The 13,169-nt window shown below is 42.3% G+C and carries 9 protein-coding genes; 5 read left to right on the top strand and 4 right to left on the bottom strand.

Annotation, left to right across the window (positions count from 1 at the left end; genetic code table 11):
- Positions 1 to 33: 33 nt before the first annotated feature.
- The 4 genes from pgtP (R8806_RS19265) to glpA all read right to left on the bottom strand — a co-directional run bounded on the left by pgtP (R8806_RS19265) (position 34) and on the right by glpA (position 5,890).
- Positions 34 to 1,434, bottom strand: coding sequence for a phosphoglycerate transporter protein PgtP (gene pgtP / locus R8806_RS19265; RefSeq protein WP_151412241.1), 1,401 nt, complete (start codon positions 1,432 to 1,434; stop codon positions 34 to 36).
- Between the two features lie 347 nt (positions 1,435 to 1,781).
- The gene (gene glpC, locus R8806_RS19260) at positions 1,782 to 2,999 is read right to left on the bottom strand and encodes an anaerobic glycerol-3-phosphate dehydrogenase subunit GlpC (RefSeq protein WP_124318380.1); all 1,218 of its coding nucleotides are present in this window, start codon (positions 2,997 to 2,999) and stop codon (positions 1,782 to 1,784) included.
- A 7-nt stretch (positions 3,000 to 3,006) separates the two neighbouring features.
- Complete coding sequence (gene glpB / locus R8806_RS19255; protein ID WP_151412240.1) at positions 3,007 to 4,263, bottom strand: glycerol-3-phosphate dehydrogenase subunit GlpB; 1,257 nt, start codon at positions 4,261 to 4,263, stop codon at positions 3,007 to 3,009.
- A 1-nt stretch (position 4,264) separates the two neighbouring features.
- Positions 4,265 to 5,890: an anaerobic glycerol-3-phosphate dehydrogenase subunit A gene (gene glpA / locus R8806_RS19250; RefSeq protein WP_124318288.1), complete on the bottom strand. Its 1,626-nt coding sequence runs from the start codon at positions 5,888 to 5,890 to the stop codon at positions 4,265 to 4,267.
- Positions 5,891 to 6,418: 528 nt separating this feature from the next.
- Here glpA and R8806_RS19245 point away from each other — a divergent pair.
- From R8806_RS19245 to R8806_RS19225, 5 genes are all read left to right on the top strand, one after another.
- The gene (locus tag R8806_RS19245; RefSeq protein WP_317715737.1) at positions 6,419 to 6,709 is read left to right on the top strand and encodes a helix-turn-helix domain-containing protein; all 291 of its coding nucleotides are present in this window, start codon (positions 6,419 to 6,421) and stop codon (positions 6,707 to 6,709) included.
- Between the two features lie 455 nt (positions 6,710 to 7,164).
- A complete protein-coding gene (locus R8806_RS19240; RefSeq protein WP_124317651.1) occupies positions 7,165 to 8,397 on the top strand; it encodes a site-specific integrase in 1,233 nt (410 codons plus the stop codon).
- Positions 8,398 to 8,581: 184 nt separating this feature from the next.
- The gene (gene pgtP, locus R8806_RS19235) at positions 8,582 to 9,982 is read left to right on the top strand and encodes a phosphoglycerate transporter protein PgtP (protein WP_151412241.1); all 1,401 of its coding nucleotides are present in this window, start codon (positions 8,582 to 8,584) and stop codon (positions 9,980 to 9,982) included.
- Between the two features lie 31 nt (positions 9,983 to 10,013).
- Complete coding sequence (locus R8806_RS19230) at positions 10,014 to 11,540, top strand: glycerophosphodiester phosphodiesterase family protein (protein ID WP_151412188.1); 1,527 nt, start codon at positions 10,014 to 10,016, stop codon at positions 11,538 to 11,540.
- A gap of 19 nt (positions 11,541 to 11,559) precedes the next feature.
- On the top strand, positions 11,560 to 12,909 hold the full coding sequence (locus R8806_RS19225) for a porin (protein WP_124316057.1): 1,350 nt from the start codon (positions 11,560 to 11,562) through the stop codon (positions 12,907 to 12,909).
- The last annotated feature ends 260 nt before the right edge of the window (positions 12,910 to 13,169 follow it).

The raw sequence follows: 13,169 nt of genomic DNA, 5'->3' as shown, positions 1-13,169 counted from the left end.
ATAATTCTATTTCTTCACCTCAATAAGGCATCATTATTTTCTATTTTGCACAAGGTATTGTTCCTCCTTGTAAGTAAAGCCGACGAAAACGATCGACAAGGCACAAGCGATAAGCAACAGCACGAACGTCCCGTCCCACCCGAACGAACTTTCCGCCACGTATCCCATCACCACGTTCGCCAGGATAGCCGTCCCGAAGAAGTACCCGAAGAACCCGGTCAACCCGGCCGATGTCCCGGCCGCGTTCTTGGGAGCGAGGTCAAGAGCCTGCACCCCGATAAGCATCACCGGGCCGTAGATGAAGAAACCGATGGCGATCAAGGATAGCGTGACAATCATGTAGTTATCCGAGAATTGCCAGTAAAGGAAGATAAACAAAGCCACCAAGGCCATGAATATGATCGTCGTGATAGCGCGGCGTCCCTTGAACACCACGTCACTCAACCACCCGCAAACGAGGGTCCCGGGGATAGCCGCGAACTCGTAAGCGAAATAAGCCCAGCCGGCCTCTTTAATATCATACCCTTGCGCCTCCTTCAAGTAGGTCGGGGCCCAGTCCAGACAACCGTAACGAACCATGTAAACGAAGGCGTTAGCGATGGCGATAAACCACAACATCTTGTTATTCAGCACGTACTTGAAGAAAATCTCTCTCGTGGTGAGGACCTCTTCCTGTTTCTCGCTGTAATTCTTGGGGTAATCGTTCCGCCATTTCTCTATCGTCGGTAACCCGCAGGACTGCGGGGTGTCACGAATCAACACGTACGCCAGCAGGGCCACGAACAGGGCCACCGCCGCCGGGAAAATATAGGTACCAATGATAAAGTACTTTGAACTGTCCACCCCGTAGAACCACGACCCGAACCACATGGCGCCGTACACGGCCATCGGGCCCACGAGAGCGCCACCCACGTTATGGGCGCAATTCCAGATAGACATTTTCGTCCCGCGCTCCTTCACGGAGAACCAGTGAGTCATCACGCGGCCGCAGGGAGGCCATCCCATCCCGTTAAACCACCCGACTAGGAAGTTCAACACCGCCATGATCACGATGGAGGTCGTGCTTGCCCCGAACAGCTCGATCGGCACGGCCATGAACATCATGGACAGGGCCGCCAGTGCCAATCCTAGAGGAAGGAACACGCGGGCGTTGCTACGATCCGAAACGCTCCCCATCAAGAACTTCGACAGGGCGTAGGCCACCGCGTTCAACGACAACACGATACTCAGCGATCCCTTGTCGAACCCGTAAGGTCCGGCGGGGTCTGTTAGAAACGGCATCGCCATCGAGAAGTTCTTCCGCACGATGTAATAGCCGGCGTAACCGATGAAGATGCCGACGAAGACCTGCCAACGCAGGCTCTTGTAAGTCGAGTCGATCTTACCTTCCGGTAATAAATCCTTGTGAGGTGCTGGTTTTAAAAAATTCCACATGTTATTAGATTTTATTGTAAAAATATTTTGTTATAAACACACTTCCACGTTTTTTTGGCTCTACGGACTTGTTCTACCCTCCCCCCAAAATACATTCTTGTATCGTGTTTCTTTGCCGATTCATAATTATCATTCTTTTAATGGACGCCGCACTTCTTCCTTCCTCGAATGAAATCGAAATCGATTGCTTTCTTTTTCGCAATCGCATTGTTTCATTATGCAACAAATGTATGAGAATTGAATTTTAAAACAAAATGTTTTTCGAAAAAAAATCGTTTGAATTTTGATTTTAACACATTGATTTTCGATATATAATCAAAAAATGCATTAGAGTGATGGAATTAAAATCACTCTAATGCATTGGCTAATATTGATATAGGATGTTCACAACGTTTAGAGGTGGACATTTCGATTTGCCATTTGCATGTTTCGCAATCGGTAACCACGTAATCAATGTCAAGCGCTTCTATTTGCTTGAATAAAGGTTCTCCTATGTCTTGAGAGGTTTTATAATTCTCTTTTTTGAAACCGTAGGTTCCCGCAATACCGCAACATTGCGAATCTAATATGGTTAATTCGATATTCGGGATTAATTTCAACAACTCGATAGAATAGTAAGCCCATCCCAGTTTTTCCATGTGGCAGGGCGTGTGGTAGGCGACCTTGATTTTCTGCCCTGTTTTGAAATTCAATTTTGTTTTCTTTTGGCTTAATAAACGATAGATATACCGGGTAGCCAACTCCACGTCTTCACGAACATCAGCGTTATCAATATCCAACAAGTGAGGATACTCGTCTCGAATCGTAAACGTGCAGGTTGAAGACGTTGCTATCACGGGCATTTTTTTCTCCAACACGGACTTTCGAATCGAATTTATATTCGTACGAGCCTGTTTTTGCGCTTGTTTGATCAATCCGTTGGAAATCAAGGCGACCCCACAGCACTTTTCTTTTTCTAAAAGTTGCACCCCGATGCTAAAAGCATTCATGACCTTAATTAAATCTTTTCCCAGCTGAGGATTGTTGTAATTCACGTAACACCCATGGAAATAGCTTACTTGGCTTGGATAGGCGGCTTGTTTCTCTGCGACTTTTTTATACCAACTTTCGAAAGTGCCGAAAGCGTATTTGGGGAACGTGCGTCGATGGTCGATTTTCATAACCCCATCCAAAATTGCCTTCACCGGCTTTAGGCCCAAAGTTGTATTCACGATCGGGGCAAACGGAGTGGATAACGTTCCGACAAGATCTGTATTGGCTAGAATATAGTCTCGGAGTTTCGGTTGTTTTTTGCTATATTTAATTCGAGCTGCTTGGATAATGTCTCCGATTTTCACGTTCGAAGGACAAGCAACTTCACATCTTTTACAGTTAATACAATATTTCAAGGATTCATCATAGAAGTTGAATTTTTTCAACCGTAGGCGTTCTCCATCGGGGCCTGCTTGTTTGGGACCCGGATAATTGGGATTTACTGCTGCTACAGGACAATAAACGGTACAGATCGTACATTTGATACATTGTTCAAAATTGTTGTCGCTGATATTATGTTGTTGGAGATTCATGGCTTCTTTATTTACTTAAAATCTGTTCTGCTATATACATGGCACTCAAAATGGAAACCCCTGCCCCGCATCCCTCTTTCAAAGGATTGAATCCCTCAAGGATTGCCCCGGCTGCATAAAGATTCTCAAAGATTTTGCCTTCTCGGGTACAACGGAACATGTTGTCGGTTTTGATCCCGAAAGATTGATAAGGTTGTGCATCAAACACATCGCTATTATACCATTGTGTTCTATTCGGGGCAAATGTTACATCGAGATCAAAAATTGGTTCGTATATTTTTTCTGTACTGGCAATCAATCCTTGACTGAAATAGCTTCCTGTGGCAAGAATAAAATTTTGTCCAACGAAAGGAATGTCCCCATGATTGAAAGAGTAAATCTGTGAAATTCTGTTACCTTTTATATCTGCGCGTAAAACATTATCTCCCAGCATGAAAACGCCTCCATTTTGCTGGAAGACAGAACGAAGTTTTTGTTGTGTATGTATACCCGGAACGGAAGGAGGAAGAGTTGGCAAGAGATAGATTGGCTTGTTGATTTCTTTTCGCAAGTAATCTACCACATCTTCCCGGTTCAACCCCGTGATCGCGGGTAAAATAATTGAATCACAATCTCCGCTTTCCGCTTTTAGTATCCGGGCTAATTCTTTTATATTTTCTTGCTTGTCAAATACCCGGGCAATATTAACGGAGCGCATCTCTGTCGGATTCTTGCGCAAATTTTCAAGAGCCGGGAAATTGATAGAATGAATACTGCATTTGGCTCCCATTTTTAGGAATTCATCCGCAATGAATCGCATGTAAAAATCAAGGAATCCCGTGATGTTAAAAAGGCCCGGGTGCTGGATTGGTAAACATTTTTCGTTTTCGCTTATCAATAAGTTTTTAAGCGTGAGCCATGTGGGTTTCAATGTCCCCATTGGAGTCACTCGATAATGATTCTCTTCATGATCCCCTTGGGTAGAAATTCCTGCATTTTTTAAAAATTCTTCCGCTTGTCGGGCTAATTCCTTAAACTTGTTTTCGCCTAGTTTGGCATAAGGATGCGTGGGAGCTTGTTTGACGAGTTCGCTTATCGCATCCAATGGTTTTTGGACGCTTGTCCCGTCGGGTAAATTATTTAACAAATCAAATGACCCGGAAGAAAAATGCAAAGCACTTTGTCCCGATGATATGATAACACATCGCTGACCCCGTTGGGACAAATAAATTCCACTGATTAAGCCGGATAAGCCACCACCGATGATGATTGTATCGAATTTCATGTTATTTCTTAGATGATGATGTTAAACCACAAACGCCTTCATAAATCCAGGCCGTATACTCACTCTCGCGCAACGTGTCTCCCCAGGCAATGGGTGACATCCCTTTCCATCTTTCGTTCAAGAAAGAAGCAAGATCAGCCTTGGCTCTATTCGTGCATACTTTATTCATATCGCTCATTAAACCAGCCGCACGACACGCACAAAGTTCTCCTTGGCAGGTTCCCATACCGACGCGAGTTCTTCGTCTCAAGTCAACCAGATTGTTTACATCCAGCTCGTTTAAGGCGTATTTTGCCTCGCCAACAGAAACCTCTTCGCATTCACATATCAAGCTATTGTCTAATGGCGTATTTTCAGAAAAACGATCGGCCATATCTCCATGCCTGTAAATCGTCGAATTGCGTTGCGTAAGAGGTACGGATATGATTTTTTTGCTGATTTCTTCTATACTCTCCCTTGAACCAGGAAGCTTTTCCGTGGCTGTCGTACAAATGGCAGAAAGGTTGAGTTTTTTGCATATCAAATCTGTTGTCCACTCGGCCATTAACCGGTAGGTCATTAATTTCCCTCCCGTGATCGTGATAAATCCTTCCAACCCGTCACGGGTTGCATGATCCAAGAGCACGATTCCCCGACTTACACTTCGGCCGCTAGGATCGTTGTCAGACGCAACTAGCGGGCGCACTCCGGCATATGCTCTTAATATACGAGTTTGAGCCAGAATGGGTGCCATCTTTTCCCCTTCTTGTAACAGCATGTCAACCTCTTCCGGGGTTACTTTCATGTGATCAATTTCTTCAAAAGGCACTTTACTAGATGTTGTTCCAATGAGGCAGATCGTGTCGCCCGGAACAAGAATGTCAGCATCGGCTGGTTTACGACACCTGTTCAGGACGATATTGTTTACTCGATGTCCAAAAATCAGTAATGCTCCTTTCGAAGGCAACATGTTTATATTAATATCCACAAGTTTTGCTATATTATGTCCCCAGATTCCTCCGGCATTGACAACAATAGTAGCATAATAGGATTTGATTTCGTTTGTTTTATGATCTAGAACTTTTACTCCAATCACCCGATTTTGCTCTCGCATGATCTCGATGACTTCTTGGTATGTGAGTATCGTTGCTCCATGTAATTTGGCGTCCATCACGTTGGATGCTGTCAGGCGAAACGGGTCCACGGCGCCATCCGGTACTCTTACCGCCCCGATAATATCCCGGTTTGCAGATGGTTCTAGACGTAATGCTTCTTTCGGGTCGATGATGTCCGCACGAATTCCCGCCTGCTTACACGCCTCGACAAATTTAGCCTGATAGCTGAGATCATCCTCGGGTAAACTTAGGAATAAACCATCTGTTTCTTCTACACAATGACTGGCAATTTTGCGGAGCGTCATATTCTCTTTGATACATTCTTCTGCGGACTCTTTGTCGGTCACGGCGTAACGGGCTCCACTGTGCAATAAGCCGTGATTTCTCCCCGTGGCACCGGTTGAGATGTCGAATCTTTCCAATAGAAGTGTTTTTATACCCCTGCGAGAGCAATCTCTGGCAGTTCCGGCGCCGGTAGCGCCACCTCCGATGATTATCACATCAAACGATTGTGTAGTTTCGTTCTGCTTCATGTGTATGAAATTTTATTTTTCACCACAAAGAAATGAATAAAACGAAACATATCAAAATTTAAAAGCAACTTTTTTGATCAAAACGAAACAAAAGAAAAGTATTTTTATTTCGAATGAAATAAAATAATCTGAAAAAAGAAATACATGAGGATCTTATTTCAATAGTTTCAAAATTCCATATTAATAAAGTAGAAGAGCATGATTATCATTTAATCGTTTGTATTCTAGGAATGTATTCATCTGTGATTATACGAAGAATTATCACTATAATAATGGTATATGAATTTTGTATATAATAAAAGGTATACTTGAGAAAAAAGAGGAGACAAAAAGCATAACGGGAAAATGCTTTGTCTCCTCACATCACCAACCGATTAACATACCCCAATTGCTTGGGGTTTTCACCAATAATCGCTATATTTGTAACAAACGATGTTCAAAGATAGTACAAATTTGGATGAAAACAAATTTATGTTGGATTATTTTTGATAGAGTAACATAATTTATAGTAATTCTAAATAAAGCGGTATGTCATTTTCAGAAAGATTACAAAAGGTAATGGACGAGCAGGGGTATACAAAATATAAAGTAGCGAAAGCCTTACATATGTCAGCAACAACGATTTCCAACTACTTGAAAAATAAAACAAAACCCGACACTACAAAGTTGGAAGTGATGAGTCGTTTGTTGGGAGTAAATCGAAGATGGCTTTTAACAGGTGAAGGCGACAAATATCGTAAGGGAGATACAGCAACGGCGGAAACTTCTAGAGATTTTCTGTGCGGGATAACGACGAACTCACGGTTCGCCATCTTGTAGAAATTGTAGGCAAACAAGCGTCTTCGTTACAAGCTAGAGATGAAGAAGTCAGAAAGTTAATGACAATGAATGAAGTCTTGTTAGGAAAGTTGACCATCTTGTTGGAAAAATTATTTGAAAAGCTTTAAGAGTCATACAATATTGGATTATACAAACTCCCTGTAATTTATCTTTGCAAGATGAAATATAGAGGTTGTATCCCTTCAAATATTGAAATATAATAAAGAGTTTGTTCAGTTACTTATCCGTTACCTTGATTTAGCAAGCTGCAAATATACTTTAAACAATTCTTGCACTTTAAGTTTTACTTTTTAGAGATGAAAGAATTGCTTTTTTATATGTACTCTTGAATGATAAATGATGCAAGAGTAAACTTCATTATATCTAAAATTTGTCAAATGGGAAGTGTTTACTTTATTTTGACTTCTTATCAATTATAAAAAAAATTAAGAATTATGCGTAGTACATTCAAGTTGTTATTTTACGTCAAGCGTAACGTTCCCAAAAGTGATAACAGCCTACCATTAATGGGAAGAATAACTATAAACAAGGGAATTGTTCAATTCAGTCTTAAAATGAGCGTTCCACCTGAATTATGGGACAGTAAGGCAGGGAAAGCCATGGGGAAAAGTGAGAAAGCGAAAGATATAAACCGGCAGTTGGAACAAATTCGGGTAACAATAAACAATCGTTATCAAGAAATGATACAAGCGGGTGGAGGTGTTACAGCTGAACAAGTAAAAAATGCTTATTTGGGAATTGGTATAAAGCAAGATATGTTTCTCAAGTTGTTCGCTTGGCATAATGAATTATTTGCTCGTAAGGTAGGTAACGGTCGAACCCAGAATACGTACAAAAAATATTGTAATCTTTATAAACTAATGCAAGCTTACATTCTGAAAGAATATAATCGTGAAGATATATCATTAAAAGAATTAAATCTCTCTTTTATTAACGGTTTCGAGCATTTTTTACGTACGGTCCGGGGATGTTGTACAAATACAATTTGGTTGTATATGATTGGAGTAAAGCATATTATCTCCGTTGCACGAAATGAAGGGTTACTTGTTGTTAATCCATTTGCAGGTTATATGATCAGTCCTGAACAAGTGGATCGGGGCTTTCTTTCGGAAGAGGAACTACAATTGTTAATGAAAGCCCCCATGAAAAATAAATCCTATGAGCTTGTGCGTGATCTATTTGTTTTTGCGGCATTTACGGGATTGGCCTATTCCGATATTAAAAATTTAACCAAGAATAACCTGCAAACATTCTTGGATGGCCATTTATGGATCATCACGCGTAGGCAGAAAACAAATGTCGATTCGAATATCCGACTATTGGATGTACCCAAACGAATAATTGCAAAATATGAAGGCAAGACCGGGGATGATCGTTTATTTGCCGTTCCAAGTAACTGGTCATGTAATAATATATTAAAAAACATCGGTAAACAATGCGGATTCAAGATTAAACTTACTTTTCACGTGGGACGTCACACCTTTTCAACTTCGCTTACATTGGCGAAAGGAATGCCCATTGAAACCGTAAGTCGAATTCTAGGCCACACAAATATAAAAACCACGCAGATTTATGCAAAGATAACGAACGAGAAGGTGAGCAGGGATATGGAACTTCTTTCACAGAAATTAGCTGGATTAGAAAAACAACTAACAGCGACAATCTAGGTTTGTTGTGAACAACGAAAAGGATGAATAAATTTGAGAGGTTTTATCCATCCTTTTTATGATGCAAAATACAAGTTAGAACAGCTACTAAGGCATTACCTCTTTATCAATCGAATTTTATTAATATTCTTGTAATTAAGTTATTAGGTAGTTGTAAATGGTTTTTACAATAAAATCTAATAACATGTGGAATTTTTTAAAACCAGCACCTCACAAGGATTTATTACCGGAAGGTAAGATCGACTCGACTTACAAGAGCCTGCGTTGGCAGGTCTTCGTCGGCATCTTCATCGGTTACGCCGGCTATTACATCGTGCGGAAGAACTTCTCGATGGCGATGCCGTTTCTAACAGACCCCGCCGGACCTTACGGGTTCGACAAGGGATCGCTGAGTATCGTGTTGTCGTTGAACGCGGTGGCCTACGCCCTGTCGAAGTTCTTGATGGGGAGCGTTTCGGATCGTAGCAACGCCCGCGTGTTCCTTCCTCTAGGATTGGCACTGGCGGCCCTGTCCATGATGTTCATGGCCGTGCCGATCGAGCTGTTCGGGGCAAGCACGACCTCCATCGTGATCATGGCGGTGTTGAACTTCCTAGTCGGGTGGTTTAACGGGATGGGATGGCCTCCCTGCGGCCGCGTGATGACTCACTGGTTCTCCGTGAAGGAGCGCGGGACGAAAATGTCTATCTGGAATTGCGCCCATAACGTGGGTGGCGCTCTCGTGGGCCCGATGGCCGTGTACGGCGCCATGTGGTTCGGGTCGTGGTTCTACGGGGTGGACAGTTCAAAGTACTTTATCATTGGTACCTATATTTTCCCGGCGGCGGTGGCCCTGTTCGTGGCCCTGCTGGCGTACGTGTTGATTCGTGACACCCCGCAGTCCTGCGGGTTACCGACGATAGAGAAATGGCGGAACGATTACCCCAAGAATTACAGCGAGAAACAGGAAGAGGTCCTCACCACGAGAGAGATTTTCTTCAAGTACGTGCTGAATAACAAGATGTTGTGGTTTATCGCCATCGCTAACGCCTTCGTTTACATGGTTCGTTACGGTTGTCTGGACTGGGCCCCGACCTACTTGAAGGAGGCGCAAGGGTATGATATTAAAGAGGCCGGCTGGGCTTATTTCGCTTACGAGTTCGCGGCTATCCCCGGGACCCTCGTTTGCGGGTGGTTGAGTGACGTGGTGTTCAAGGGACGCCGCGCTATCACGACGATCATATTCATGGCCTTGGTGGCTTTGTTTATCTTCCTTTACTGGCAATTCTCGGATAACTACATGATTGTCACGCTATCCTTGATCGCCATCGGTTTCTTCATCTACGGCCCGGTGATGCTTATCGGGGTGCAGGCTCTTGACCTCGCTCCCAAGAACGCGGCCGGGACATCGGCCGGGTTGACCGGGTTCTTCGGGTACTTCTTCGGGACGGCTATCCTGGCGAACGTGGTGATGGGATACGTGGCGGAAAGTTCGTTCGGGTGGGACGGGACGTTCGTGCTGTTGCTTATCGCTTGTGCCTTGTCGATCGTTTTCGTCGGCTTTACTTACAAGGAGGAACAATACCTTGTGCAAAATAGAAAATAATGAATACCAAATAATTCAAATTTAATAAATTATGGTTAATAAATCATGGAGAATTGCAATGGCATGTAGCATAGCCTTGGCTTTCATGTCATGCGAAAATCAGAAATTTAACGACACGTTTGTTGACTCTGAGCGTGTACATGTAGACACCCTATCAACAGAATTACAAAAAGTACGGGATTACGTTCCCCAGTATGCAGTAGTAGCTCACCGTGGTTCCACGTACTGGACTCCGGAAGAAACCGAAGCTGCTTATCGTTGGGCTCGTGAAATGGGAGCCGATTATCTGGAGGCAGACTTACAGGTTTCTAAGGACGGTGTTATTCTAGCCTTGCATGACACGGACTTAAAACGTACCACAAATATTGAAGATGTTTTTGGTGAAAGATTCCCGGAAAAAACAAGAAGGGAATATTATGACCTTTTAGGTTACAGCGCACAAAAAATCGATTCATTGATTGACGTGGATAAAAAAGCATTCGTTCCCAACTATCCCTGCTCTTATACTTACTACGAATTGATGCTTTTGGATGCAGGAACTTGGTTCAATCAAGATGCTGTTAGTCAAGAACAAGCCCGTAAAGGATTTTCTGAGAATCATCAATACATCTCTACCCTTCAGGACTTGATCATGTATTCCAAAGGATTCAAATTGGAAAGGTATGCTCAAGATGCCCCACTACCCACAGGTCATGTAAATATCTGGGGAGATGCTCTCGAAAATGAAAGAGTCGTAAAAAAGATGGTTGCAACGAATGAAGAATTCAGTAATCCGGTAAACTTCGGTGTAAAAGATAAAGTTGTTCGTTATGAATTCGGCTATGTTAAAGATGATCTCGGTACGAGTGGAAACATCCCCGGAATTTATATCGAATTCAAAGAGCCGTGGTTAAATCCATCTAACTTTGAACAAATGGTATACAACGAGTTAAAAATGGAAAATGTAACCGGATTCGCTGAAAAGCTTAACATGAACATTATCGCCGGAGGTGAAGAATCTGAAAGCAATCCTTTCTACAAAGACGGTAAAATTAACGTTGGTAACACGAATGGAAAAGTTATTCTTCAAACTTTCTCGTTACAAAGTTTAACTCGCGTATGCGACCTATTTGATGGTCAAGTTCCGATGTGTTTCTTGTTATGGAAAGGAACCGGAGCAACAGACTTAACTTACGATGATCCTCAAGGATATGCCTCTTTCATCAACTTGGCAGTAAAATACAAAGCACATTTCATTGGACCCTGTATTGCCGGAGCCCCGAACAACTATCCTGAATTAAATTATCCGTGGCAACACAACTTGATCCACCGTGCAAAAATGAAGAATCACCCGTATTCATTCGATACTTATGACCAAATGGCTAAATATTTCGGCCAATACAACTGGGGAAGTGATGGTGGTTCCCGTTACGAGGCTCCTTACTTGGATGCATTCTTCACGAACCACACGGATATGAGTCTTCAATACATGGTTGACTTTGGTTACAGAAAATCTCCCGCACCAACGGAAATTCCGGATGCACGTGAGGTACTGGATAATTTAGGTTACGAAAAATAATTTTTAATCGATTATTGTAATGAAAAAATACATATTATTACCTGCCATGATGGTAGCCGCGATGTTATCTACCACTGCAGTGAAAGCCCAAGAAGATGTAAATCCTTTATTGAAATATGTCAATAAAGAAAACAATCTTAAAGCAAGCATCGGTGGTCGTATGTTTGCAGACGTAGCTTATTATCACACGGAATGGACCCCGATGAAATCCGGTGCTGCCATCACGGACGCTCGTATTCACGCCTCTTTAACTTACGGAAAATTGTTTATCTACGCGGACTTCGGCTTCGGTAACGGTGAATTCAGCCAAAAAAACCTATTCGCACAATATACCTTCAAAGAAAGTTTAAAAGGAATCCATTTGGTAAAAGCCGGTTATTATAACGAGCCGTCAAGCATGAGCATGATGACCAGCTCATATAACTATCACTTTATCAGCCGCCCGTCAGTTTCCCAAGCATTGGATCCGGGACGGTCACTGGGAGCCACTTACAAATTCTTCAACAGACATTTCTTTGCCGATCAAGGTATTTTCTCTCAATTGAAATACAACGAGCAAGAAGAAGGTTATCAAGGATTTAGCTTAAGTGGACGTTGGTTATGGAAACCTATCAACGATAACAACATCACCTTACAATTCGGTACAGGATTACGTTACCAAAGAATTAACGGTGGAGAGGTTTACCAAGATGGTGTTTATAAAACGAACATGCACGTGGCAGCCAACATGCAAACTTACGTGGATGAAACTACTAAATTTTTAAGTTGTGACCTTCCTTGGGCAAAAGATGCCTTCACGATCAGTCCTGAATTCTTATTCAAGAGCGACCGTGTATTTGCTCGCGGAGAATTCATCTGGAAAAAAGTATGGAAAGACCGTGATGATCAAACCTTGTTTGAAAGTCAATTAGGTGGCCAACAAAGTTGGACGAATGTTGAAGGATGGAGAAGTGGAAACAAATTGCGTCCCACGATCATGAACGGTGGTTACGTGGAATTCGGTTACCTGCTTTGCGGTAAAGCTTATACCTACGATGACGAATACGGTTTATTAAAAGGCATGGGTGACAAAGGCGGTTTGGAACTCGTAGCTCGCTACTCTTGCACGAACTTAACAGATATTACTGACGGGGACATTTTCTTGATTGGTAATCACAAGTTCTACCCGAACGGAAAAGTTGTAGACTATCCCTATTCTTCTAGTATTGACGGGGGTACCATGCACTCGGTAACACTTGGATTGAATTATTCTTTCAATCAATACATTAAAATCATGGGAGAATATCAATATGCTAACTTGAGTAACGTATATTTCCCAGATGACGAGAATTTTCATCAACTGCAATTACGAGTAATGTTTGCATTCTAATTGTCAGGAAAATTTTAGAAAAAGAAATCACACCAGAAGAGCGTGTCCGCATGGCACGCTCTTTTATTTTAAACCCGGAACAAAATAAAGGGGAAGTAACGGGGAAATAGGTCATTCCAAATATCTCACAAATATTCTATCTAAACAGCAAAGCCAGTTGCTAAACGGGTTTAAAACGTGGGGGACACGTCAATTCCTCTTACTTGATAACTTAACTCCCCCTTAACTCTCACTTAATTCAAAATATAATCAACAAAAGT

Origin of the sequence: Butyricimonas faecihominis, from assembly GCF_033096445.1 — a bacterium.
Taxonomy (GTDB): Bacteria; Bacteroidota; Bacteroidia; order Bacteroidales; family Marinifilaceae; genus Butyricimonas; species Butyricimonas faecihominis.
The sequence above is the reverse complement of the archived record's forward strand: the minus strand, read 5'-3'. Positions and strand labels throughout refer to the sequence as shown.